Origin of the sequence: Streptomyces sp. MUM 2J, assembly GCF_022414535.1 — a bacterium.
Lineage (GTDB): Bacteria > Actinomycetota > Actinomycetes > Streptomycetales > Streptomycetaceae > Streptomyces.
The window spans coordinates 428857-452716 of record NZ_JADWYM010000001.1; the positions used below are offsets into that span (position 1 = coordinate 428857).

Annotated in this window: 20 protein-coding genes; 11 read left to right on the plus strand and 9 right to left on the minus strand. The window is 72.4% G+C overall.

Annotation, left to right across the window (positions count from 1 at the left end; genetic code table 11):
* Positions 1-9 precede the first annotated feature (9 nt).
* From I3F54_RS01630 to I3F54_RS01640, 3 genes are read left to right on the plus strand one after another with little or no spacing between them, the layout of a single operon-like run.
* Complete coding sequence (locus I3F54_RS01630) at positions 10-705, plus strand: response regulator transcription factor (protein WP_240116699.1); 696 nt, start codon at positions 10-12, stop codon at positions 703-705.
* Positions 702-1469 (plus strand): sensor histidine kinase KdpD, encoded by a 768-nt coding sequence (locus tag I3F54_RS32290; protein ID WP_240116700.1) that lies wholly within the window; start codon positions 702-704, stop codon positions 1467-1469. Before I3F54_RS01630 ends, I3F54_RS32290 begins: the two co-directional genes overlap by 4 nt.
* Positions 1470-1527: 58 nt before the next feature.
* Complete coding sequence (locus I3F54_RS01640; protein WP_240116701.1) at positions 1528-3480, plus strand: glycoside hydrolase family 9 protein; 1953 nt, start codon at positions 1528-1530, stop codon at positions 3478-3480.
* 309 nt (positions 3481-3789) lie between these two features.
* Here the strand turns inward: I3F54_RS01640 and I3F54_RS01645 are convergent, their stop codons facing one another.
* The gene (locus tag I3F54_RS01645) at positions 3790-6186 is read right to left on the minus strand and encodes a glycoside hydrolase family 65 protein (protein WP_240116702.1); all 2397 of its coding nucleotides are present in this window, start codon (positions 6184-6186) and stop codon (positions 3790-3792) included.
* Complete coding sequence (locus I3F54_RS01650) at positions 6183-6926, minus strand: HAD family phosphatase (protein WP_240116703.1); 744 nt, start codon at positions 6924-6926, stop codon at positions 6183-6185. The genes I3F54_RS01645 and I3F54_RS01650 overlap by 4 nt, the downstream gene beginning before the upstream one ends.
* 328 nt (positions 6927-7254) lie before the next feature.
* Here I3F54_RS01650 and I3F54_RS01655 point away from each other — a divergent pair, with 328 nt between their 5' ends.
* Both I3F54_RS01655 and I3F54_RS01660 read left to right on the plus strand, forming a co-directional pair.
* The gene (locus I3F54_RS01655; protein ID WP_240116758.1) at positions 7255-8646 is read left to right on the plus strand and encodes a cytochrome ubiquinol oxidase subunit I; all 1392 of its coding nucleotides are present in this window, start codon (positions 7255-7257) and stop codon (positions 8644-8646) included.
* Positions 8643-9689, plus strand: coding sequence for a cytochrome d ubiquinol oxidase subunit II (locus I3F54_RS01660; protein ID WP_240116704.1), 1047 nt, complete (start codon positions 8643-8645; stop codon positions 9687-9689). The genes I3F54_RS01655 and I3F54_RS01660 overlap by 4 nt, the downstream gene beginning before the upstream one ends.
* On the opposite strand, the gene zwf is transcribed toward I3F54_RS01660, so the two are convergent.
* The 4 genes from zwf to I3F54_RS01680 all read right to left on the minus strand — a co-directional run bounded on the left by zwf (position 9649) and on the right by I3F54_RS01680 (position 14029).
* Positions 9649-11112, minus strand: coding sequence for a glucose-6-phosphate dehydrogenase (gene zwf / locus I3F54_RS01665; protein WP_240116705.1), 1464 nt, complete (start codon positions 11110-11112; stop codon positions 9649-9651). The two genes, I3F54_RS01660 and zwf, sit on opposite strands and share 41 nt — an antisense overlap.
* Before the next feature lie 3 nt (positions 11113-11115).
* Positions 11116-12147, minus strand: a complete 1032-nt coding sequence (gene gnd, locus I3F54_RS01670) for a phosphogluconate dehydrogenase (NAD(+)-dependent, decarboxylating) (RefSeq protein ID WP_374205831.1) — start codon at positions 12145-12147, stop codon at positions 11116-11118.
* A gap of 344 nt (positions 12148-12491) precedes the next feature.
* Complete coding sequence (locus tag I3F54_RS01675; protein ID WP_240116706.1) at positions 12492-13328, minus strand: universal stress protein; 837 nt, start codon at positions 13326-13328, stop codon at positions 12492-12494.
* 293 nt (positions 13329-13621) lie between these two features.
* Positions 13622-14029 carry a MazG nucleotide pyrophosphohydrolase domain-containing protein gene (locus I3F54_RS01680; protein WP_240116707.1) on the minus strand — a complete coding sequence of 136 codons (408 nt, stop codon included), beginning with the start codon at positions 14027-14029 and terminating at the stop codon, positions 13622-13624.
* Positions 14030-14116: 87 nt separating this feature from the next.
* Here I3F54_RS01680 and I3F54_RS01685 point away from each other — a divergent pair, with 87 nt between their 5' ends.
* The gene (locus I3F54_RS01685) at positions 14117-15115 is read left to right on the plus strand and encodes a TAXI family TRAP transporter solute-binding subunit (protein ID WP_240116708.1); all 999 of its coding nucleotides are present in this window, start codon (positions 14117-14119) and stop codon (positions 15113-15115) included.
* Positions 15116-15190: 75 nt separating this feature from the next.
* On the opposite strand, the gene I3F54_RS01690 is transcribed toward I3F54_RS01685, so the two are convergent.
* Together I3F54_RS01690 and I3F54_RS01695 are read right to left on the minus strand one after the other, a co-directional pair.
* Positions 15191-16597: a HAMP domain-containing sensor histidine kinase gene (locus tag I3F54_RS01690; RefSeq protein WP_240116709.1), complete on the minus strand. Its 1407-nt coding sequence runs from the start codon at positions 16595-16597 to the stop codon at positions 15191-15193.
* 10 nt (positions 16598-16607) lie between these two features.
* Positions 16608-17294: a response regulator transcription factor gene (locus I3F54_RS01695; RefSeq protein WP_240116710.1), complete on the minus strand. Its 687-nt coding sequence runs from the start codon at positions 17292-17294 to the stop codon at positions 16608-16610.
* Positions 17295-17580: 286 nt separating this feature from the next.
* Here I3F54_RS01695 and I3F54_RS01700 point away from each other — a divergent pair, with 286 nt between their 5' ends.
* The 5 genes from I3F54_RS01700 (at position 17581) to I3F54_RS01720 (ending at position 22853) form a co-directional block, all read left to right on the plus strand.
* A complete protein-coding gene (locus I3F54_RS01700; protein ID WP_240116711.1) occupies positions 17581-18357 on the plus strand; it encodes an amino acid ABC transporter ATP-binding protein in 777 nt (258 codons plus the stop codon).
* A gap of 63 nt (positions 18358-18420) precedes the next feature.
* Entirely contained in the window at positions 18421-19248 is an 828-nt protein-coding gene (locus tag I3F54_RS01705; protein WP_240116712.1) for a glutamate ABC transporter substrate-binding protein, read from the plus strand.
* 97 nt (positions 19249-19345) lie between these two features.
* Positions 19346-20014, plus strand: a complete 669-nt coding sequence (locus I3F54_RS01710; protein WP_240116713.1) for an amino acid ABC transporter permease — start codon at positions 19346-19348, stop codon at positions 20012-20014.
* A complete protein-coding gene (locus I3F54_RS01715) occupies positions 20011-20916 on the plus strand; it encodes an amino acid ABC transporter permease (RefSeq protein ID WP_240116714.1) in 906 nt (301 codons plus the stop codon). Before I3F54_RS01710 ends, I3F54_RS01715 begins: the two co-directional genes overlap by 4 nt.
* Positions 20917-21233: 317 nt before the next feature.
* Complete coding sequence (locus I3F54_RS01720) at positions 21234-22853, plus strand: FAD-dependent monooxygenase (RefSeq protein WP_240116715.1); 1620 nt, start codon at positions 21234-21236, stop codon at positions 22851-22853.
* Positions 22854-23122: 269 nt separating this feature from the next.
* Here I3F54_RS01720 and recX read toward each other — a convergent pair whose 3' ends face one another.
* A complete protein-coding gene (gene recX, locus I3F54_RS01725; protein ID WP_240116716.1) occupies positions 23123-23860 on the minus strand; it encodes a recombination regulator RecX in 738 nt (245 codons plus the stop codon).

A 23860-nucleotide genomic window follows, 5' to 3' on the forward strand; every position in this document is an offset into this window, starting at 1 on the left:
CTCCAGGACATGCGTGTGCTGGTGGTGGAGGACGACCGGGAACTGGGCCGGGTCGTGGTGTCGGGGTTGCGGTCGGCCGGGTTCGCGGTGGATCTCGCGGATCGGCTGGCGGAAGCGGATCTCAAGCTCGCGACCAATGCCTACGACTGCCTGGTGGTGGACCGGGGGCTTCCCGACGGAGACGGCCTGGCTCTGGTGGGCCGCCTGCGCCGGGCGGGCGCGCGGGTTCCGGTGCTGATGCTGACGGCCATGGATGCCGTGGCGGACCTCGTAGCCGGGTTCCAGGACGGCACGGACGACTACGTGGTCAAGCCGTTCGCTTTCGCGGAGCTGGCGGCGCGGGTCGGTGCGCTGTGCCGGCGGGTCGGCCGGCTCCGCCCGTCGGTGGCGGTGGTCGGGGACCTCGAAGTGGATCCGGGACGCCGCCGGGTGCGGCGTTCGGGGGTTCTGCTGGCCCTCACCGCCAAGGAATTCGCGGTTCTGGAGCTGCTCGTGGCCGGGGTCGGGCAGGTGGTGCCGCGCACGGACCTGATCGAGTGCTGCTGGGACGAGATGGCGGAGCCGATGTCGAACGTGGTGGACGCGGTGATCGCACAGCTGCGCCGCAAGCTCGGTGCCCCGGCCGTGATCCGCACTGTGCGCGGTGTGGGCTTCGTGATCGACGACGTGGAGGAGCCGGCGGCCGGGGCCCCGGTGAGCCGGTGACCGCCGGCAGACCCGCAGTCGTGCGGCTACGGCGGCTGCGGTGGGCACTGACCGGCCTGTTCGCCCTGACCACCGCCCTGTGCCTGGCCGCCCTGGCTGCTGTGGCGGCGGAGATCGACGCCCGGTCGCGCAGTGATGCCCTCGACAGCGATCTCGACCGCAGAGCCACGGGGCTCGCTCGTGCTGTCTACTACGACCAGGGCGTAGTGCACTTGGGACCGCTGCGCGAGGACGACCTGACGCAGGGCCCGGCAGCGGTGACCGTCGTGGAATGGGGCGCGGGGGACCACCCACGGCAGCGCTTCTCCCGCCGTCGCGGCATGCTGCCGGGACTGGCCCGGCTGAGCGAGGCCGGCAGGCGGGCCAGAGACGAGCTACCGCCGTCCCCTGCCGAGGTGACCGTGCGCACCGAGCCCACGGTGGTGTGCGGGGATCCCGAGCCGCTGGCCCAGGCGGTACGCAACCTGATCGAGAACGCACTCAAGCACGGGGCTGCTCCCGGCGAGAGGGCCCGGGTCGACGTGGTGGTCGCGGAGGGCCGGGTCGCGGTGCGCGACCACGGTCCGGGAGTGGCCCCCGCCCTGCGGGAGCGGGTCTTCGACCGGCGGACGGCGGGACCCGGAGGGGGTACGGGAATCGGGCTGGCCATCGTGCGGTGGGTGGCCGAGCTGCACGGGGGCACCGCCCGTGTCGGGGATGCCCCCGGAGGGGGAACCACTGCCGAGCTGGCCGTCCCAGAGGAACCGGGTGCCTCCCGGAGGTGACGCCGAGGAGGCGCGTCTCCTCACGATTCGCTCATGAAGCCGCTGGCAGCCTTGCGGCATGCTCCAGCCACGCAATCGTGCGATCGCCCTGCTCGGTGCGGGTGTCGCCGCGACCGTCCTCGCTGTCTCCTGCCTGCCGCGGTCCCCGTCCGGGCGCCCGACCGCCGCTCCGCCCACCGCCGTTCTGCGCGTGGACCAGGTCGGCTACGCACCCGGCGAGGTCAAGCACGCCTACCTGATGACGTCCCGCCCAGTCGCCCGGGTGCCCTTCCGGGTGCTGGACTCCTCCGGTGGGGAGGTCCTGTCCGGGACGGCCGGGCCCTCCACAGGTGGGTGGAACAGCACCTACCGGTCCGTCCGTACCCTGGACCTCTCCCGCCTCACCGCTGCCGGCGACTACCGGGTGGAGGTGACCGGCCCGGTCTCCGCGACCTCACCCAGGTTCCGAGTGGCGTCCGCCGGTGAGCTGTTCGGCAAGGTCGCCCGGGACAACGTCCGGTTCTTCAGGGCCCAGCGCGACGGGGCGGACGTCGACGCCGGGGTGCTGCGCCGCAAACCCTCGCACCTGACCGACCGGCAGGCCACCGTGTACGACACGCCCGCCTACGACGAGGACGCCGAGCGCCTGGTCGAGCCTCTCGAACCTGTCGGCGGTCCGGTCGATGTCTCCGAGGGCTGGTTCGACGCCGGGGACTTCCTGAAGTTCACGCACACTGCCTCGTATTCCACCGCGAGTCTCCTCCTGGCCCGACGCACCGCTCCGGACGGTGGTGAGGAGTTGGCCGAGGAGGCCCGCCATGGCCTGGACTGGCTGGACAAGATGTGGGATGCATCCTCCCGTACCCTCTACGTCCAGGTCGGCACGGGTATCGGCGGCACCGGGAACGCCAGCGGCCCTGTGCGTTCGGATCACGACGTCTGGCGGCTGCCGGAGGCGGACGACGCGTTGGAGGTCGAGCCCGGCGATCGCGACGACGCGATCAAACACCGGCCGGTCTTCCGTGCCGCCCCTCCGGGCGAGCCCATCAGCCCCAATCTCGCGGGGCGGGTCGCCGCCGCCTTCGCGCTCGCCGCGCAACTGGACGCCGAGGACGATCCGGAGCGGGCCCGTGAGGAACTGGAGAAGGCCGCGCAGATCTACGCTCTCGCCGACACCTCGCCGGAAGGGGAGCTGACGACCGCGTTCCCTCTTGCCTTCTACCCCGAGTCGTCCTGGGCGGACGACATGGAGTTCGGCGGCGCCGAGTTGGCTCTGGCGGCAGAGGCCCTCGGGGACGACCGGACACAGGAGTGGTCGGAACAGGCGGGCCACTGGGCCGCGCGGTATCTGTCCGCGGACGACCTCGGCGCCCTGGGGCTGGGGGACGTCAGCGCCCTGGCGCATGGGGATCTGGCAAGAGTGATCGACGACGGTGAGCCGAGCGGCGAGGTCGGCCGCGATCAGCTTGTCGCCGACCTCGAGCGGCAGCTCGACGACGGCAGGGTCCGCGCCGCACATGACCCCTTCCGGGCGGGAGCCGTCTACACCGAGTTCGACTCCGTGCCGCACACCTTCGGCCTGGCCGCCACCGCACAGCTGTATCGCCGGGTCACCGGCGACGCTCGCTACGACGCCTTCGCCACCCAGCAGCGCAACTGGGCGCTGGGCGCCAATGCCTGGGGATCCTCCTTCGTCATCGGTGAAGGCTCCACCTTCCCGCACTGTCCCGAGCATCAGGCCGCCAATCTCGCAGGCAGCCTGAGCGGCACGGGCGACATCCTCGTCGGCGGTGTGGTCAACGGCCCCAATGCGGCAGCCAGGCTCGGGGAACTCAACTCCTTCCCGACGATGCGCACGTGCCCGGCCGAGAAGAGCAACCCCTTCTCCGCCTTCGACGGACACGGCGCCCGCTACATGGACCACGTCGGCGCCTGGCAGACCGTGGAACCCGCCGACGACTTCACGGCCACCGCGTTGCTGTCCTTCAGCCTGTCCGCAGCGGCCGACGACACCGACTCCAGCGCCTCGTAGAGCGAGGCCGAAGGCCCGCTGTCCGCCCGGCGGGGACCGGGCTCGGGCTCCGCGAGGTGTTCCCGGCTCGGCCGCCCAGATCCGCAGCCGCATCAACCGCCACGCCCTCACGGCCTCCCGGGAGAACCTGCGGCTGCGTGTGGGGGGGGGAACTCGGCGACGACGCGGTGCTGATCGGAGCCGCCGAACTCGCCTTCTCCGAGATCCTGGTCGGTCCTCTGGAGACGCCGGCCCGCCCCGGGACGTAGCCCGAGGGGTACCGCACAGCGGTACTGACCGGAATCGTCTTCCCACGGGCAGGAGAGGGTGTCAGTCCTGCGGCTCAGCCCCGGGTTCCTGCCCGTCGGTCAGGCCGACGGGGCGGCGGCCCCGGGGCTGCTGCGGCTCCGGACCCGCGGGCACCTGGGGTACCGGACGCTCCACGGGTGCGCCGGCGGCCACGGTGACCGGCTCCCCGTGGTGCAGCACCACCAGGGGTTCGCCCTCCACCAGGACATAGCGCACCTCGCCGGGGCCGATGTCCACCTTCAGCCTGCGCCCGCGCACCGTCACGGTGAACACCAGCCGGGACAGCGCCTCGGGCAGACGCGGGGCGAAACCCAGCCGTGCGGGCCTGCCCTCCTCGCCGGGGTGCCGGCGCAGGCCTCCGAGGCCGACGACGAGGGCCATCCACGTGCCGGCGAGGGAGGCGATGTGCAGCCCGTCGCGGGTGTTGTGCTCCAGATCCTCCAGGTCCATCAGCGCCGCCTCGCGGATATAGGCGTAGGCCAGCCGCAGGTGCCCGGTCTCGGCGGCGAGCACCGCCTGGCAGCACGCGGACAGGGAGGAGTCGCGGACGGTCAGCGCCTCGTAGTACGCGAAGTTGCGCGCCTTCTGCTCGTCGGTGAAGGCCTCCGGGCACTCCAGCATCGCCAGCACGAGGTCGGCCTGCTTCACCACCTGCTTGCGGTACAGGTCGAAGTAGGGGTAGTGGAGCAGCAGCGGGTAGTGCTCGGGCGGGGTCGCCTCGAAGTCCCAGTGCTGGAGACGGGTGAATCCGGCCGACTGCTCGTGCACTCCCAGGGTCTCGTTGTACGGGATCGCCATGCGGGCCGCGGCGTCCCGCCAGGCGGCCGTCTCCTCGTCGTCGACGCCGAGTTCCTCGGCCCGGTCCGGGTGGCGCGTGGCCGCTTCCGCCGCGGCCAGCAGGTTCTGCCGGGCCATGACGTTGGTGTACAGGTTGTCCCGGGCGACGGCGCTGTACTCGTCGGGTCCGGTGACCCCGTCGACGTGGAAGACGCCTTCCGGGTCGTGGTGGCCGAGGGAACGCCACAGCCGGGCGGTGTCCACGAGCAGGTCCAGCCCCTCGGCGCGCTCGAACTCCTCGTCGCCGCTGACCATGACGTACCGGACCGCCGCCAGGGCGATGTCGGCGTTCACGTGGAAGGCCGCCGTTCCGGCGGGCCAGTAGGCCGAGCACTCCGCTCCGTTGATCGTCCGCCAGGGGAAGGTCGCCCCCTCCAGCCCGAGCTGGCGCGCGCGTTCCCGGGCCGCCGGCAGGGTCCGGTGCCGCCACTTCAGCACCGGGGCGACGGACTGCGGCGCGGTGAGGGAGAGCACCGGCAGCACATAGGACTCGGTGTCCCAGAAGGAGTGCCCGTCGTACCCGGTTCCCGTCAGACCCTTCGCGGGGATCGCCCGCTGCTCCCCGCGGGCCGCCGCCTGGAGGACGTGGAACAGGGCGAACCGCACGGCCTGCTGGATCTGCGCGTCCCCCTCCACCTCGACGTCGGCGCCGGCCCAGAACTGGTCCAGAAAGGCCCGCTGTTCGGCGGCGAGTCCCTCCCAGCCGGCACTGACCGCAGCCGCCACCGCTCCTTCGACCTGGTCGCGCACGGCCGGCAGGGAGCGCTGCCCGGACCAGCCGTGGGCGACGAACTTGACGAGTTGCAGCCGCTGCCCGGGCCTCAGGTCCGCGGTCACCGTCAGACGGACGACGTCCGGCTCGCTCTGCGACGTCCACCGCGTGCCCTCAGGCCCGTCCACGAGGTGGTCGGCCGCCGCCCCCACCCGCAGCCCGCTGACACCGGTGCGGTGCACCAGCCGCATCCGGGTCTCCTGCGCGAAGTGCTCCTCCGCCACGAGCGGGGAGCCGGTCGCCGCAGCGACCCGCGGGTCCCCCTCGGCGTGCGGCAGTTGCTCGTTGGCGACGAGTTCGGACTGGACCGCGACCGTGGCCGGGCCGTCGACCGGCTCGACCTCGTACACCACGGCGGCGACCGCCCGCTGGGTGAAGGACACCAGCCGGCGCGCGCGGATGCGGACGGTCTGGCCGCCGGGCGTGGTCCAGCGCACGGTGCGGCTGAGCACACCGGTGCGGAAGTCCAGCACCCGCTCGTGCTCCAGCAGCCGCCCGTAGCGCAGGTCGCACGGGTGGTCGTTGACCAGCAGCCGGACGACCTTGCCGTCGGTGATGTTGATCATGGTCTCGCCGGACTCCGGATAACCGTAACCGGCTTCCGCGTACGGCAGCGGGTGCCGTTCGTACACGCCGTTGAGGTAGGCGCCGGGCAGCCCGTGGGGCTCACCCTCGTCGAGGTTCCCGCGCCACCCGATGTGCCCGTTGGACAGCGCGAACACCGACTCGCTCTGGGCGAGCACGTCCAGGTTCAGCTCCGTCTCGCGCAGACACCACGGCTCGACCGTGAAGCAGGAGTGGCTGATCATCGCGCGTCCAGGAGTTCGGCCAGGTCACGGACGACGATGTCCGCCCCGTGCGCCGTCAGCTGCTCCGCCTGGCCCACCCGGTCCACGCCGACGACCACTCCGAACCGTCCGGCCCGCCCGGCCTCGACTCCGGCCAGCGCGTCCTCGAACACGGCGGCGGCGCCCGGCTCCACGCCCAGGTCCCGGGCCGCCTCCAGATAGGTGTCCGGGGCGGGTTTCCCGCGCAGGGCGCGGTCGCGTGCCGTGACGCCGTCGATCCGTTCGTCGAACAGGCCCTCGATGCCGGCCGCCACCAGGACGTCCCGGCAGTTCGCGCTCGACGACACCACCGCGCACGCCAGACCGGCCTTCCGCACCGCGTGGACGAACTCGACCGATCCCTCGTAGGGCTCCACACCGTCCTCGCGGATCCGGCGCAGCACCAGGGTGTTCTTCCGGGTGCCCAGGCCGGTCACGGTCTCGGCCTCCGGCGGGTCGTCCGGTGTTCCCTCGGGCAGGCGCACCCCGCGTGACGCGAGGAAGGTCCGCACCCCGTCCGCGCGCGGACGCCCGTCGACGTACGCGTCGTAGTCGTCGATCGCGTCGAAGGGCACGAACGCGGTCCCCTCACGCTCCGCCCGCTCGCGGAGATACGCGTCGAACATCTCCTTCCAGGCGGCGGCGTGCACCTTCGCGGTCCGGGTGAGGACCCCGTCGAGGTCGAACAGACAGGCACGTACGTGATCAGGAAGCCCCAGCATGCCTTCCAGGCTAGAAGCGCGCGGCCGACCGCGCCGCCCGAACGCCACCGGGCGTGCCGTGGAGAACCCGCCCGATCGAGGTCTCAGCGGCATCCGGAGCAATGCCGCCGCGTGAGCACCCCTCCGCGGGCCGTCCAGTGTTTGGGTGAGGGCGACGGCTCACCTCACGGGAGGACCTCACGGTGGACGATCGCGCGGAGCACGCATGCGCCCCGTCGCCGCGCCCCGCACGCGGCAGGGCCGCGCACGGGGCGGGGTGGCACCGGTGAACGGGGCCGTACGGCTGCTGGCGCAGGATCCTGCGCAGCTGCTGCCGGCCCGCGAGCTGATGGCCTTCAGTCTCGGCACCCACATCCTGCTGGTGCCGTTCGGTGTCGCCCTGCCCTTCATCACCCTGTTGATGCACTACCGGGCGCTGCGCGCCGACGACCCGGTGGCCATGCTGCTGGCCCGCCGCTGGTCGGCGGTGATGGCGGTGCAGTTCGCGGTGGGCGTGGTGACCGGAACCGTGCTGTCCTTCGAGTTCGGGCTGTTGTGGCCCGGGCTGATGGGGCGCTGGGGAGACGTCTTCGGTCTCGGGTTCGGCGTCGAGGCGTGGGCGTTCTTCCTGGAGGCCGTACTGATCTCGGTGTACCTGTACGGCTGGCGCCGGCTGCGGCCGTGGACGCATTTCGCGCTCGGTGTGCCGCTGCCCCTCGTCGCTCTGCTGGGGGCGTTCGGGATCCTGGCCGCGAACTCCTGGATGAACACCCCCCGCGGCTTCGGGCTCGACGCGAACGGCGACCCCGTCGGCGTGGACGTGCGCGCGGCGGTGTTCACACCGATGTTCGGGCCCGAGTACTGGCACTTCGTGGTGGGGATGTTCATGACCGCCGGGTTCGTCGTGGCCGGCGTCTACGCGACCGGGCTGCTGCGGGGGCGCCGGGACCGCTACCACCGGCTGGGCTTCACGGTTCCGTTCACGGCCGCCGCGGTGCTCACCCCGGTGCAGCTCTTCCTCGGCGACTTCATCGCCCGGTCCGTCTTCCACCAGCAGCCGGTGAAGTTCGCGGCGACGGAGCTGGTCTGGCGGACCAGCACCCACGTGCCCGAGTACATCTTCGGCCGGCTGAACCCGGACGGCTCGGTGTCCGGAGGCATCAAGATCCCCCAGCTCGACTCCGTGCTCGCCGGTTTCAGCCCGAGCACCCAGGTGACGGGACTGACGTCGGTGCCGGCACAGGACCGGCCGACCACGGGTCAGGCGACCCTCGTGCACACGGCCTTCGACGTGATGGTCCTGATCGGCAGCGTGCTGCTGCTCCTCGCGCTCTGGTACGCCTGGGCCCGGTGGCGGCGCCGCGATCCGTCGGGGTCGCGCTGGTTCCTGCGGGCCGCCGCCGGGGCCGGCGCCGCCTGCCTGATCGCCGTCGAGGCGGGCTGGATCACCACCGAGGTCGGCCGCCAGCCCTGGATCGTGTACGAGCACATGCGGGTGTCCGAGGCGGTCACCGCCACCTCCGCCGGCACCCTGTGGGCGGTGATGGGGGTCGTCGTCGTCGGCTACGTCGCCCTCCTCGTGGTGTTCGTCGCCGTGCTGCTGGGGATGCGTACCCGCTGGCGCCTCAGGGACGAGCGGACCGGAATCCGGGAAGGTGCCCGGCCGGCCGCCGGCGAGGCACCGGAACACGCCGCACCGTACGGGCCGCGCCCGCAGCACCTGCCGGGAGGCCGCCGGTGATCGCCGACGCCGTCGCCTGGGTGCTGGTGCTGGCCGTGGCCGCCTACGCCTGCGGGGGCGGCGCCGACTACGGCGCCGGATTCTGGGACCTGCTGGCCGGCGGGGCACGGCGCGGGAACCGTCCGCGCGCCCTGATCGACCACGCGGTGGCGCCGGTGTGGGAGGTCAACAACGTCTGGCTGGTCTTCGTCCTGGTGGTCATGTGGACCGGCTTCCCGGTCATGTTCCAGGCGGTGTTCAGCGTGCTCTGGCTGCCGTTGACGCTGGCCGCCATGGGGCTTGTCCTGCGCGGCGCGGGCTTCGCCCTCCGCAAGCCGACCCGGCGGCTCGCCGAACGGCGCCTCTTCGGTGCGGCCTTCGCCGTCGCCTCGGTCCTGACCCCGTACTTCTTCGGCGCCGCAGTGGGCGGCGTCGCCTCGGGCCGGGTGGCACCGGGCGGTTCCGCCTCGGTCTCCGCCTGGACCAACCCCACCTCGGTGCTGACCGGGTTGATGACGGTGGCCGCGGCGGCGTTCCTCGGCGCGGTCTTCCTCTCCGGCGACGCCCGCGCCTACGGGACCCCGGACCTGGTCGACTACTTCCGGCGGCGCGCCCTGATCACGCTGCTGGCGCTCGCCGTGCTGGCCGGCATCGGGATCGTGCTGACCCGGGACGACGCGCCGTACGTGCACGAGCGGTTGACCGGTGGGCCGGGGCTGGCCCTGGTGTGTGTGGCCGGGGTCTGCGCGCTGGCCGCCGCCTGGCTCCTGGTGCGCGGCGCCCCCACCCAGTTCACCCGGGCTGCGGCCGTGGGCTCCGTCGGCGCGGTCGTCGTCGCCTGGGGGCTGGCCCAGCGTCCGTACCTGCTGCCGACGTCGCTGACCGTGGCCGAGGGGGCGGGAGCCCGGGCCACGATGGGCTGGCTGGTGATCGTCTCCCTGGTCGCGGTGGTGTTGGTGGGCCCGGCCCTGGTGCTGCTCTACCGGCTGGAGAGCCGGGGCGAGCTGCTGCCGGACCCGTTGCTCAGCGAGGGTCCTGAGGACTCCACCGGTACGGAGCGATGAGCCGGCGGATCGAGTCCGGCCCCCAGGAGCCGGGCGCGTAGGGCTCGACCGGCGGTGGGTCGTCCAGCAGGGGGGTGGCCGCCTCCCAGAGCCGTTCGATGCCGTCCGAGCGGGTGAACAGGGCCTGGTCACCCAGCATGGCGTCCAGGATCAGCCGCTCGTAGCCCTCCAGCGCGTGGTCCTGGTCGTACGAGCCCGCGTACCGGAAGACCATCTCGACCCTCTCCAGGCGCATTGCGGGCCCGGGTTCCTTGGCGAGGAAGCGGGCGGTGATGCCACCGGGATCGTCGAAGTCGACCACCAGTTCGTTGGCGCGCCGGCCGGCGCCGTGCCCGGAGTCCAGCGGGAACATGCGCAGCACCGGTTCGCGGAAGCCCAGGGTCACCAGGTGCCGGCCCTGGGCGAGGGACTTGCCGGACCTCAGGAAGAAGGGCACGCCGGCCCACCGCCAGTTGTCCAGTTCGGCGCGCAGGGCCACGAAGGTCTCGGTGTCCGAGTGCGGGTCCACTCCCGGTTCGTCGCGGTAGCCGGTGTACTGGCCGCGGACGACGTGGGCCGGGTCCAGCGGTCGCAGGGACTGGAAGACCTTCTCCTTCTCGTCCCGCAGCGCGTGGGCCTCCAGCGAGGTCGGGGGCTCCATCGCCACGAAACCCATGAGCTGGAAGAGATGGGTGACGATCATGTCCCGGAAGGTGCCGGTTCCTTCGAAGAAGCGGGACCGGCCCTCGATGCCGATGCTCTCCGGCACGTCGATCACGACGTGGCTGATGTGGTTGCGGTTCCAGACGGGCTCGACCAGGCCGTTGGCGAACCGCAGGGCCAGGATGTTGTCGACCGACTCCTTGCCGAGGAAGTGGTCGATGCGGAAGACCCTCGACTCGTCGAAGACGGCGTGGACCGTGGCGTTCAGGGCCCGCGCGGACGGCAGGTCGGTGCCGAACGGCTTCTCCACGATCACGCGCGCGTCCTGTGCGAGTCCCGAATCGCCGAGCAGGCCGACGACGGAGGAGAAGGCGGCCGGGGGCACGGCCAGGTGGAAGAGCCGGCGCGGGCGGCCGCCCAGGACCTGCTCCGCCCGGTGCACGGCGTCCAGCAGCGGCTGCGGATCCTCGGGGTCCGCGGCGCCGAAACCGAGGGTCTCCTCGAACGCCTCCCACGCCTCGCCCTGCGGCTTCGACCGGCCGAACTCGGCCACCGCGTCGCGGGCGTGGGCACGGAAGTCGTCGTCGTCGAGGGCGACGGCGGCGGGTGCGGAGCCCACTACCCGATAATGCTCGGGCATCAGCCCGGCGACGGCGAGATGGAACAGTCCCGGCAGCAGTTTGCGGCGGGCGAGGTCCCCGGTCGCGCCGAAGAGCACGATCACATGGGGGTCCGGGCGCCTCTCCGGGGGCGCGGTGCGGGTCGGGGCGGGCCGGGTCACGGTTCAGCCCGCCTTCTCGGCGTGCCCGCCGAACTCGCCGCGCATCGCCGACAGCAGTTTGCCGGTGAACTCGCCCAGCCCGCGCGAGGCGTAGCGCTCGTAGAGGGCTGCGGTGATCACCGGTGCGGGCACGCTCTCGTCCACCGCCGCCTGCACTGTCCAGCGGCCTTCGCCGGAGTCGGAGACGCGGCCGGCGAACGCGTCCAGTTCCGGCGACCGGGCCAGTGCGTCGGCGATCAGGTCGACCAGCCAGGAGCCGACGACGGAGCCGCGCCGCCACACCTCGGCGACCTCGGCGACGTCGATGTCGTAGGCGTAGGCGTCGGGGTCCCGCAGCGGGGCGGTCTCGGCGTCGACCGTGCGGTCGCGCAGTCCCGCGTCGGCGTGCTCGATGATGCTCAGCCCCTCGGCGATGGCGGCCATCATCCCGTACTCCACCCCGTTGTGGACCATCTTCACGAAGTGGCCGGCGCCGTTGGGTCCGCAGTGCAGGTAGCCGTCGGGGGCGGTGCCGGTCGTCGTGGTCCTCCCGGGGGTGGGTTCCGCGCTGCCCGCGCCCGGGGCGATCGTGCGCAGGAGCGGGTCGAGACGCAGGACCGCCTCCCGGTCTCCACCGACCATCAGGCAGTATCCGCGCTCCAGGCCCCATACCCCCCCGGAGGTTCCGCAGTCCACGTAGTGGACCCCGCGCGGCCGCAGTTGCCCGGCGCGGGTGATGTCGTCCCGGTAGTAGGAGTTGCCGCCGTCGATGACGATGTCCTCGGGGTCGAGCATGTCGGCCAGTTCGTCGACGGTGGGCTGCACCACGCCGGCGGGCACCATGAGCCAGATGTTCCGGGGCCTGCTGAGCCTGCCGACGAGGTCCTTCAGGGAGGACGCGGCGGTGGCGCCCTCCTGTGCCAGTTCCCCGACGGCGTCCGCGTCGAGGTCGTACGCCACGCAGCTGTGGCCGTCGCGCATGAGCCGGCGCACCAGGTTCGCGCCCATGCGCCCGAGTCCGACCATGCCGAGTTGCATGGGGGTGTCGGTGGTCATGTCTGCCTCCCCGCTGTGCGAGGCGTCCGTGGTGACGCCGGGTTGAGGTGGTTGCGGCACGGTCCGGGGGCCGTGTCCGGCTCGGCGTGCAGCGGTGTGGGGCGTGCGCAAGCGCGGAAGGGCGCCGGGGCACGGGTGTCATGGGCGGGCAGACGGACGGCGGCTTTCGGTCGCCCGCCCGGGCTGCGGTTCGGACCGGAGGCCCGCGCCCGCTCCACCTCGCCCCTGTGGCCGGGTCGGTCATGGGCGGCGGTCCGATCTCCTCGGGGCGTCCTGCCCCTCCAGTACACGCGCTTTCGCCGGTGCCCGCATGTCCATGGCGCACCGGGCCGCGGGCCCGCGGGTCAGGTGTGCGGGACGACGGCGACCGGGCTGGCGGCATGGTGGATCACCGCGTGGGCGACGGCCCCGATGTGACCGCGCAGCGCATGCCCGCGACGGCGGCCCACGACCACGATCGCGGAACCGGTCGCGGCCTGGATCAGGTGGCCGGCCGCGCGTCCGGCGGTGGCCACCAGCTCCACCTTCACCTCGGGGAAGCGCTCGCGGACGGACCGCACCGCCTCGCCCAGCGCCTCCTTGCCCGCCTCCTCGGCCGCGCTTCCCCCGCCGTGCGGGTGCAGGGGGGTCAGGTGCCAGGTGTGCACGACGCGGACGGGTGCGGAGCGCCGGGCCGCGAAGGCGAAGGCGAAGGCGAGGAGTTCCTCGCCGGGCGACAGGATGTCCAGGCCCACGACGACAGCGCCGTCGCCGTCGGGTGTGCTCTCGCGCACCAGGACGACGGGGCTGTCCGCCTCCGCCGCCACCGCCTGGCCCACGGACCCGGCCGTGAAGCCCGTGCCGGCGCTGAAGCCGTGCGAGCCGAGGACGACGAGGTCTGCGTGGGCGGAGGCGGACAGCAACACGCCGGCGGGCGCGTCCTCGATCTCCTCGGTGCTGGTGGTGAGGGAGGTCCGGCGGGAGCGGGCCCGATCCGTCATGGCGCCCAGCAGGTCCCGTGCGCGCTCGGCCCGCACGTCGCGGGCCGGCTGGACGGCCACCACGACGGGGTGCTCCTGCCAGAGCGAGGCGTTCACCAGGCGCAGTTCGGCGCCCCGTAGCGCGGCTTCGTCCGCGGCCCAGTCCACCGCCGTCACGCTCTCCTCGGAGCCGTCCACTCCCACCACGACGCGTCCCGACATGACTGCCTCTCCTCCGGTAGGGGTCTTCCTCTGGTGACCGTTTCGGAGCCTGACCCGGGAATCCCGCGCAGCGAGACCGACGTCCGCAAATCATGCTATTTCGGTCCTGCGGATCGGGCCATCCCGGACCTGCCACCAGGTGGCCCCCGCAGCACCGAAGGGGCTCACCGCTCCTGCCCGGGGACGCACCGACCAGCCCTGGGAAGGCAGGGGGCCGGAACACACGGCGGCAGAGCGGCTCGGCCTCCTCCCCGGCCCCCACCCCTCCCGCTGCCCGCGTCGGCGGGCCCCTCTCAGGCCCCGCCGCCCGGCGCCCACCCCTGCCGCCGCAGCACCGCCGCCACGTCCGGGGCCTCGTAGTGCTCCCCCTTGAGGACCTTGCCGTCGGCGCGGCGGGCCACCTGGCCGCCCGGGCCCAGCTTGGTCATGTTCGAACGGTGAATCTCGGCGATCACCTGGTCGAGGTCGATGCCGTGGACGAGAGCGGTGCCGTACGCGACGTAGACGACGTCGGCCAGCTCGTGCGCAAGCCGGTCGAGCGGGCCGGTGACCTCGACCTCGGCGACCTCCGCGGCCTCCTCGGCGAGCAGCTCGCCGCGGTGCGCCGCCAGCTCGGGCGACACCTCCGTCGGCGTGCTGCGGGCGGCGAGCCCGAAGGCGCGGTGGAACTCACGGACCAGTTCGGCGGGCGAGGAACTCATGGAGCCGACTGTAACGACCGTCACCGGCAGCGCCCCTCCGGGCTCCGGCCCTGGTCAGGGCGGCCCCGGCCTGGCAGGATCGCCCGCATGTCCGCACATCTCCCGCACATCGGCAGACGCCGGGCCCTCCAGGGCGCCGCCGCCGGCGTCGTGACGCTCGGCCTGCTGCTGTGGTGGCTGCTGCCCCTGGGCGAGCAGCCTCCGCGCGGCCGGATCACGATCAGCACCGGCACGGCGAGCGGGGTCTACCAGGACTACGGACGGCGGCTGCGCAGCGCGCTCGCCCAGGACATGCCCAACCTGACGGTACGGCTGCTGAGCAGCGAGGGGTCACAGGAGAACGTCACCCGGCTCGCGACCGGTGAGGCCGACTTCACCATCGCCGCGGCCGACGCGGTGAGCACGTACGAACTGCGCCACGGGCCCGGGGCGGACCGGCTGCGTGGCGTGGCCCGCCTGTACGACGACTACGTGCAGCTCGTCGTCCCACGCGACTCCGACATCAGGTCGATCGCCGACCTGCGGGGCAGACGGGTGGCGATCGGCCCGCCGGAGTCCGGTGTACGGCTCATCGCCGACCGGCTGCTGCAGGCCGCGGGCATCGACTCGGGCAAGGACATCGAGCCGGAGGCGGACGGCATCGCCCGCGCACCGGGGCGGCTGGAGCACGGCGCGATCGACGCCTTCTTCTGGTCGGGCGGTCTGCCGACGAACGGGGTACGCCAGCTCGCGGAGTCCTTTCCCGTGCGGTTCGTGCCGATCGACGCGGACCTCGTCGCCAGGCTGCACCGCGACGGCGGTGCCACGCGCTACTACCGCGCCACGAACATGCCCGAGTCTGCCTACCCCAGCGTGCAGAACGGCGCCCCCGTCGCCACGATGGCGGTCTCCAACCTGCTGATCACCCGCACGGACGTGGATCCCCGGCTGACCGAGTGGCTGACCCGCACGGTGATCAGGAGCCGCGACCACATCGGCGCGCACGTGCACTCCGCGCAGCTGGTCGACGTGCGCACGGCCATCTACACCGACCCCCTCCCACTGCACCAGGGCGCACGGCGCTACTACCGGTCGGTCAAGCCGTAGCGCGGGTCGCTGAGCCGCGCGCCGCGGGGGCCGGCCACGGGACCGGCCGGCCCACAGGACCCGGCCGCCGTCCGGTCAGGCCGCGGGCCCGCTGCGGGGCACGCTGACGGTCACCGTCAGCCCGTGCGGCTCGTGGCGGCCGTACGTGATCGAGCCGCCACCCGCCGCGAGCAGCGCCCGGGAGATGGAGAGGCCGAGGCCGGAGCCCTTGATGTTCTGGTGCCGCCCGCTGCGCCAGAAGCGGTCGCCTATGCGGGCGAGCTCCTCGTCGGTCAGGCCGGGGCCGTGGTCGGAGACGACGACGCAGGAGGTGGCGCCGTCGGCCAGCACCGTGACCTCCACGCTCTGCCCCTCGGGCGTGAACTTGACCGCGTTGTCGATCACGGCGTCCAGCGCGGACGACAGGGTGACCGGGTCGGCCCACGCGGTGGTCGGCGGGCAGTCCCCGGCCAGGCGGACGCCCTTGGCCTCGGCGGCCGGGGCCCAGGCCGCGACGCGCTCGGCGGCGAGCGCGCCGATGTCGGTGGTCTTCAGGTCCGCCTCGGCGTGCTCGGCCAGGGCGAGGTCGAGCAGGTCGTCCAGGACCCGGGCCAGGCGTTTGCCCTCGGCCTGGACGGAAGCGATCTCCTCGTTCCCCTCCGGCAGCTCCATGCCGAGCAGTTCGATGCGCAGCAGCAGGGCCGAGAGCGGATTGCGCAGCTGGTGCGAGGCGTCGGCGACGAAGGCACGCTGCTGCTCCAGCACGTCCTCGACGTTGTCGACCATCTCGTTGAACGACTTCGCCAGCCGCCTGAGTTCGGGGGGACCGCTCGCCACCGCGACGCGTGACTTCAGCCGCCCGGTGGAGATGTCGTGCGCCGTCGCGTCCAGGATGCGCACGGGACGCAGCACCCAGCCGGTCAGACGCAGCGCGGCGCCGACGGCGAGCAGCATGGCCGCGACCAGACCGGCGGCGATCACCAGCCAGCCGCGCAGGATCCGCGACCGCATCTGCCCGGTGGGCGAGTCGGTGACCACGACCGCGACGACGTCCCCGTCCCGGATCACCGGGGAGGCGACCACCAGCCGGCCGCGCTGCCAGGGCCACACCTGGCGCGGATCGTGGCTGCGCCGGCTGAGCAGCGATTCGGCGAAGGCGCTGCGGACCTCGCCCTCCTCGGGGAGGAAGAAGCCGGCCGGGGCGTGGGCCATCGGACTGTCGGTGCGGTAGAAGACCCCGGCCCGTATGCCGTAGACGTCGTGGTAGCTGGCGAGTTCGCGGCTCAGGGTCTCCAGACGGTCGTCCTGGATGTTCCGGCCGGCGGCGCTGGGCGCCTCGGTCACGTACTGGGCGAGGGCCGCGAAGCGGGCGGTGTCGTCGATCCGGTCGACGACGACCTGCTGCTGCTCGGCCGCGGCACGGCTGATGGCGAGCGGGATGCCGAGGGCGAGCAGCACGGCCGCCATCAGGACGATCAGCAGCGGCAGCAGGCGTGTGCGCAACCGGTCCCCGCTAGGTGCCCGGGGCGACGAGGCGGTAGCCGACGCCGCGTACGGTCTCGATCAGGGCGGGCATGCGCAGCTTGGCGCGCAGTGAGGCGACGTGCACCTCCAGGGTGCGGCCCGTGCCTTCCCAACTGGTGCGCCAGACCTCGCTGATGATCTGCTCCCGGCGGAAGACGACGCCCGGGCGCTGGGCGAGCAGCGCGAGCAGGTCGAACTCCTTGCGGGTCAGCTGGACGACCGCGCCGTCCACGGTGACCTGACGGGTGGGCAGCTCTATGAGCACGGAGCCCAGCCGCAGCGCGACCTCGGTGCCGCCCGTGCCGTCCTCCGGCGCGGTGCGCCGGCTGACGGCGTGGATGCGGGCGAGCAGTTCCCCGGTGTCGTACGGCTTGACCACGTAGTCGTCCGCGCCGAGGTTGAGGCCGTGGATGCGCGAGCGCACGTCGGAGCGGGCGGTGACCATGATCACCGGGGTGCTCGCGCGCTTGCGGATCCTGCTGCACACCTCGTAGCCGTCCTGGTCGGGCAGCCCCAGGTCGAGCAGGACGACCCCGAATCCGGGGCCCTCGGGGACCAGCGCCTGCAGGGCCTCCTCGCCGTTGCGCGCGTGCGTGACGTCGAAGCCGTGCCGCGCCAGGACTGCGGACAGCGCCGCCGCGACGTGGTTGTCGTCCTCGACGAGCAGAAGTCTCATCCCGGCCTCCTTCGGTTCATCGTCCGTACGGTCTCGATCGCTCTGATCACGCGTGCACGCGCGCGCGACCATGGCAGTCACGCTGATGGAGGACGACGCCGTCAAGGGGGTTCCGGTTGCGCGCGGCTTCCGTTATCCGGACGATACGTCCGCAGGTGACAAGTGCTACGACACGTGTCCGATTGCTATCGGATCGTGATGCTCAGATTCCCCTCAGATGTAATGACGCTGGTCGGGAAGGCCCTCTACTGTCCTCCGAAACCGAGGAGGACGGAGCCCAGAAGCGATGACCGAAGTATCGGTGGCCAAGAAGGATTCGGCCGCGACCGACGAGCTGGTCGTCCTGAAGAGCGTCAACAAGCACTTCGGCGCGTTGCACGTGCTCCAGGACATCGATCTCACGATCGACCGCGGTGAAGTGGTGGTGGTGATCGGGCCCTCCGGGTCCGGCAAGTCCACCCTGTGCCGCACCATCAACCGCCTGGAGACCATCGACTCGGGCACGATCACGATCGACGGCGGGCCACTGCCGCAGGAGGGCAGGGAGCTGGCCCGGCTGCGCGCCGACGTCGGCATGGTCTTCCAGTCCTTCAACCTCTTCGCGCACAAGACCGTGCTCGAGAACGTGATGCTGGGTCAGGTCAAGGTCCGCCGGACCGACAAGAAGCGGGCCGAGGAGAAGGCGCGGGCCCTCCTCGACCGGGTCGGAGTGGGCACCCAGGCCGACAAGTACCCCGCACAGCTCTCCGGCGGCCAGCAGCAGCGCGTGGCGATCGCGCGGGCGCTGGCGATGGGCCCGAAGGTGATGCTCTTCGACGAGCCGACATCGGCCCTCGACCCCGAGATGATCAATGAGGTCCTGGAGGTCATGCAGCAGCTCGCGCGCGAGGGGATGACGATGGTCGTCGTCACCCACGAGATGGGCTTCGCGCGCTCGGCGGCCAATCGCGTGGTGTTCATGGCGGACGGCCGCATCGTCGAGCAGGCAACGCCCGACCAGTTCTTCAGCAATCCGCGCAGCGACCGCGCCAAGGACTTCCTGTCGAAGATCCTCCACCACTGACCGGCCGGGCCCCTCGCCCCGAGAGCCCGGTCCGCCACTCCCATCACGCAAAGGATGTCCAGCATGAACCTCCGCAAGGTCACTGCGGCCTCGGCCGTCGCGCTCACCCTCGCCCTCACCGCCACCGCCTGCGGCGGTGACTCCGACAGCGGAAGCGGCGGCGGCGGAGGCAAGATCACCATCGGCATCAAGGTCGACCAGCCCGGTCTGGGCCAGGAGACCCCCGACGGCTACAAGGGCTTCGACATCGACGTCGCGAAGTACGTGGCCAAGCAGCTCGGCTACGACGAGAGCGACATCACGTGGAAGGAAGCCCCGAGCAAGGAGCGCGAGAACCTGCTCCGGCGCGGTGACGTCGACTTCATCGTCGCCACGTACTCGATCACGGACCAGCGCAAGGAGAAGGTGTCCTTCGCCGGCCCGTACTTCCTGGCCCACCAGGACCTGCTGATCCGGACGAAGGACAACGTCAAGTCCGGTGACGACCTGAACAAGAAGAAGCTCTGCTCGGTCACCGGCTCCACCTCCGCGCAGAACGTGAAGAAGAAGTTCGCGCCCGACTCCCAGCTGCAGGAGTACGGCGGCTACTCGGAGTGCCTCAGCGGCCTGGAGAGCGGTGCGGTCGACGCACTCACCACGGACGACTCGATCCTCGCCGGCTACGCCGCGCAGCAGCAGTACCAGGGCAAGTTCAAGCTCGCCGGGCTCAACCTGAGCGACGAGTACTACGGCATCGGCATCAAGAAGGGCGACACCGAACTCCAGGGCAAGATCAACGACGCCCTCAAGAAGATGGAGGACGACGGCTCCTGGGAGAAGGCGGTCAAGGCCAACTTCGGTCCGGCCAACTACGACTTCGAGCCCGCTCCGCAGATCACCGAGCAGGGCTGACGGCTCCCGGTGACCCCGGGACAACGGCTCGGTGGCACGCCGCACCGCCTCGGTGCGGCGTGCCACGCCAACCACCGAGGCGGAAGCACGGAATATCGTGTTCGACTTTCTTCAAGGCTATGACCTGCTGGGGGCGTTCTGGGTGACGGTGCAGCTCACCGTCTACTCGGCCGTGGGCTCCCTGATCTGGGGCACGTTGCTGGCCGGGATGCGTGTCAGCCCGGTCCCGCTGATGCGGGGGTTCGGCTCCGCGTACGTGAACGTGGTGCGGAACATCCCCCTCACGATCATCATCCTGTTCACCGCGATGGGGCTGGCCGACACCTTCGGCGTGTCCATGGGTGCCGCCGACGACGTCAAGACGCGGGTCTTCCGGCTGGCCGTCCTCGGTCTGGTGGCGTACCACGCGGCCTTCGTCTGCGAGGCACTGCGGTCCGGCATCAACACCGTTCCCGTCGGGCAGGCCGAGGCGGCCCGGTCGCTCGGTCTGCGGTTCACGCAGGTACTGACCCTGGTGATCCTTCCGCAGGCGTTCCGCTCCGTCGTGGGCCCGCTGGCGAACGTACTGATCGCCCTGACCAAGAACACCACCGTCGCGGCCGTGATCGGTGTGTCCGAAGCGGCCCTGCTGATGAGCGAGATGATCGAGAACGAGGCCGAGCTGCTGCTCATCTCCGCGATCTTCGCGTTCGGATTCGTGTGCCTGACGTTGCCGACCGGCCTGATCCTCGGATGGGTCAGCAAGCGAGTGGCGGTGAAGCGATGACCTCCGTCCTGTACGACACTCCGGGCCCCCGCGCCAAGGCCCGCAACCTCGTCTACACCGTGGTGTTCCTGGCCGTGCTGATCGCGGTCGGCTGGTGGGCGATCGCCGTCATGGCAGACAAGGGCCAGTTGGACGCCGCCAAGTGGAAGCCGTTCGTCACCGACTCCCGGGTGTGGACCACCTATCTGCTGCCGGCCCTGGGCAACACGCTCAAGGCCGCGGCCCTCGCGCTGGTCCTCGCCCTGCCGCTGGGCGCCGTGTTCGGTGTCGCCCGGCTCTCCGACCACCGGTGGGTCCGGGTCCCGGCCGCCGCGGTCGTGGAGTTCTTCCGCGCCATCCCGGTGCTGATCCTGATGTTGTTCTCGAACGAGTTCTACGCGACGTTCACCGACATCAGCAGCGACGTGCGGCCCCTGTACGCGGTCGTCACCGGTCTCGTCCTCTACAACGCCTCGGTGCTCGCCGAGGTGGTCCGGGCCGGCATCCTGTCCCTGCCCAAGGGGCAGACCGAGGCGGCCCAGGCCATCGGCCTGCGCAAGGGCCAGACGATGACGAACATCCTGCTGCCGCAGGCCGTCACCGCGATGCTGCCGGCGATCGTGAGCCAGCTCGTCGTCATCGTGAAGGACACCGCCCTGGGCGGCGCGATGGTGGGATACGCCGAACTGCTCCGCTCGGTGCGGACGATGAGCGGCTTCTACGCGAACATCATCCCCAGCTTCATCGTCGTCGCGGTGATCTACGTCGTGCTCAACTTCCTGCTGACCAGCTTCGCCGCCTGGCTGGGCGGCAGGGTCCAGCGGGGCAGGAGGAGCTCCGGCACCGTGCTGGCGGCGGAGCAGCTCGAAGAGCTGGAGTCCGTCGGACCCGAGCCGGTGACCGACAGGAAGACCGAGGGGTGACCTGCGGGTGACCCATGGGTGGTGGTGCCGTCCTCCCGCACGGGGCGGCTCCACCACCACCCGATGTGCCCGCCGCGGTGCGCCCGCCGGTCCGGGCGGGACACCGCCTCGCGGGTGCCCTCGCCCCCGGCCGCCGCGCGGTCCGGCCGGAGCCCGGCCACCCCTCGGCTGACCAACACTCAGCCACGCGGCAGTCGACGTCACTTGACGCAAGCAGCCGCTCTCGGTTGCATACGTTCTGTGATCGTGCACCCTGCTCCCCCCGTCTGTTCACACATGTCCCCCCGGACACCGCCGCGGACAGGGGGCGCCACGCCGTGGACCCGGTGATCGTCGTCGGGGCGGGGCCCGTCGGGCTCACGCTCGCACTGGCGCTGGCGCGCCAGGAGGTGCCGGCCGTCGTCCTCGACGAGGGCCCCGGAAAGGACGAGCCCCGCCTCGCCCGCACCGTCGTGCTGCGCGAGGACACCGCCGCGCTGCTCGAGCGGCTGACCGGGCAGCCGCTCGCCGCGGCCGGCATGCGCTGGGCCGGATGGCGGTCGATGCGGCGCAAGCAGGTGATGCGCGAGATCACTTTCGACGACGCCCGGTCCGCCCCGCTGCACATCGCGCAGCACGTGGTCACCGGCGCCCTGCGCACCGCGCTGGCGGGCGAGCGGCTGGTCAGGATCGCCGCGGACAGCCGCCTGGACACCGTCGAGCAGGAGCCGTCCGGCGTGACCGCCCACACCCGTGGTCCCCGGGGGACCTGGTGGCGCGGCAGTTACCTGGTCGGCTGCGACGGGCCGCGCTCCACCGTGCGCAAGCTGTCCGACATCCGCTTCCCCGGCCGTACCGCGGTGGAACGGCATGCCGTCGCCGCCCTGCGCACGGAACTTCCCCGGCCCGGGGAGGCGCTGCTGCACCGGATGCCGCCGTGGCGGACCTCGGGCCCGCCCGCCGGCGAGATCACCGCCCGACCTCTGCCGGACGGGGTCTGGCGCCTGGACTGGCTGCTGCCGCCCGGCAAGGACCTGGTCACGCCCGAGCTGCTGGTGACCCGGATCAGGGAGACTCTCGCGGGCTGGAACGACGGCACGACACCGCCGTACGAACTCCTCGACACCGGCGTTCACACCGTCCACCACCGGCTGGCCCGCCGCTGGCGCTCCGGCCGGGTCCTCCTCGCCGGGGACGCGGCACACCTGCTCGGCACGCTGGGCACCCAGGGCCTCGACGAGGGGCTGCGGGACGCCGACAACCTCGCCTGGAAGCTGGCCCGGGTCTGGCACCACGGACCGCACGAGGCCCTGCTCGACAGCTACCAGACCGAGCGGCGTGCCGCCGTCGCCGCCCGGCTGCGCGCCGCCGATCAGGTGCTTCCGCTGCTACGCGGAGGCGGGGGGCTGCGGGCGTATGTTCCCGGCACGGCCCGTGGCCACGATGCGCTGCTCTCCGACGGCCACCTCGGTCGGGGCCCGCTGGGCGAGCCGGGTACGTACGCCGACTCGCCGCTCGCCGCCCGGCACCTGGAGGCGGAGGTGCCCGTCGACACGCCCGTGGGCGCCCCGGTCTCCGATGTGCGGGTCACGGCGGAGGACGGTTCCTTCGTACAGCTGCGCGAACGGCTGGGGCGGGGCGCGCTGCTCGTCGTGCTGATCGCGCCGGGTACGGGCGTGTGGGAGCGCAAGCACTGGATGACGGCCGGGGTCATGCCCCGGCTGGCGGCGGCGGTCACGGCGCTGCCGCATCCGGCGGAACTGCTCGTCGCCGAGGAGTACCCGGGGGCCGCGGCCCACACCGTGCTGCTCGTACGGCCCGACGGCCATCTGGTGACCGCCCTCGGCGGGGTGCGGCCGGCGGACCTGTACGCGGCGGCCGAGGCCGCACTGGGCGGCCCGGCGAAAGCGGAGGCCACGGCCGGCACGGAGGCGACGGCGGGGTCCGGCGCGGGGTGACGGGCGCGCCGTCTCCGTGAGCGGATACCGGCGCGTGGTTCAGCCGCCGGTGTGGCAGGCGGACGGTGTCGGGGCGGCGCAGGCCGTGCGGCCAGGCGTACAGGCGCCGGGATGGGTACGCCCGGGGGGCCGGTCGTCCGGGGATCCGTGCGATGCCTCCGTCCTCCCGCCCCGCCGCCCGGTGCGGTGCCGGTGCGGCCGGCCGGTACCCAGGGTCTCCTCACGGGCGTGCCCGGTGAGGCCGCGGCGCCGGTTCGCGCGGGCCGGGGTCAGCACCCCGGGTCGTCCCAGAGCCCCGTGTCCTCGCCCTCCTCCTCCAGCGCCTGCCGGACGACTCTCAGCGCCATGCCCTCCGGGTAGCCCTTGCGGGCGAGCATCCCGGCGAGCCGGCGCAGGCGCTTGTCGCGGTCGAGACCGCGGGTGGCACGCAGCTTGCGGGCGACCAGCTCCCGTGCGGTCGCCTCCTCCTGCTCGCTGTCGAGCTGCGACACGGCCTCGTCGATGAGGGCGGAGTCGACGCCCTTGGTGCGCAGTTCCCGGGCGAGCGCGCGCCGCGCCAGGCCCCGGCCGTGGTGCCGCGACTCGACCCAGGCGTCGGCGAACGCCCCGTCGTCGATCAGCCCGACGTCCTCGAACCGCGACAGCACCTCTTCGGCGGCGTCGTCCGGGATCTCTCGTTCACGCAGGGCATCGGCCAGCTGCTTGCGCGTGCGTGGGGTCCCGGTGAGCAGGCGCAGGCAGATGGCCCGTGCCCGCTCCACCGGGTCCCCCGGGGGCTGCCCCTCCTCGGCCCTCGACGAGCGAGAAGCGCCTCCGTCCTCACCGGCCGGCCCGCGCCGCCGGCGGCCACGCCCCCCGCGACCGCCGCGGGGGGCGTGGGTGTCGCGGTCGTCCATCGCCTCCGTGCCGTCATGACCGTCCTCGTGCCTCCTGCCGGGGCCGCCTCTCCCCCACTCCCCCGGGGCGTCGGGGTGCGCGTACTCGGCCCAGTCGGTTCGCCGTGTCAC

Bases quoted from the DNA above. Each gene is read 5' to 3' on its own strand.
- I3F54_RS01630 (WP_240116699.1), top strand. From the start codon at position 10: ATGCGTGTGCTGGTGGTGGAGGACGACCGGGAACTGGGCCGGGTCGTG.
- I3F54_RS01640 (WP_240116701.1), top strand. From the start codon at position 1,528: ATGCTCCAGCCACGCAATCGTGCGATCGCCCTGCTCGGTGCGGGTGTC.
- I3F54_RS01645 (WP_240116702.1), bottom strand. From the start codon at position 6,186: ATGATCAGCCACTCCTGCTTCACGGTCGAGCCGTGGTGTCTGCGCGAG.
- I3F54_RS01650 (WP_240116703.1), bottom strand. From the start codon at position 6,926: ATGCTGGGGCTTCCTGATCACGTACGTGCCTGTCTGTTCGACCTCGAC.
- I3F54_RS01655 (WP_240116758.1), top strand. From the start codon at position 7,255: ATGGCCTTCAGTCTCGGCACCCACATCCTGCTGGTGCCGTTCGGTGTC.
- gnd (WP_374205831.1), bottom strand. From the start codon at position 12,147: ATGACCACCGACACCCCCATGCAACTCGGCATGGTCGGACTCGGGCGC.
- I3F54_RS01675 (WP_240116706.1), bottom strand. From the start codon at position 13,328: ATGTCGGGACGCGTCGTGGTGGGAGTGGACGGCTCCGAGGAGAGCGTG.
- I3F54_RS01680 (WP_240116707.1), bottom strand. From the start codon at position 14,029: ATGAGTTCCTCGCCCGCCGAACTGGTCCGTGAGTTCCACCGCGCCTTC.
- I3F54_RS01685 (WP_240116708.1), top strand. From the start codon at position 14,117: ATGTCCGCACATCTCCCGCACATCGGCAGACGCCGGGCCCTCCAGGGC.
- I3F54_RS01695 (WP_240116710.1), bottom strand. From the start codon at position 17,294: ATGAGACTTCTGCTCGTCGAGGACGACAACCACGTCGCGGCGGCGCTG.
- I3F54_RS01700 (WP_240116711.1), top strand. From the start codon at position 17,581: ATGACCGAAGTATCGGTGGCCAAGAAGGATTCGGCCGCGACCGACGAG.
- I3F54_RS01705 (WP_240116712.1), top strand. From the start codon at position 18,421: ATGAACCTCCGCAAGGTCACTGCGGCCTCGGCCGTCGCGCTCACCCTC.
- I3F54_RS01715 (WP_240116714.1), top strand. From the start codon at position 20,011: ATGACCTCCGTCCTGTACGACACTCCGGGCCCCCGCGCCAAGGCCCGC.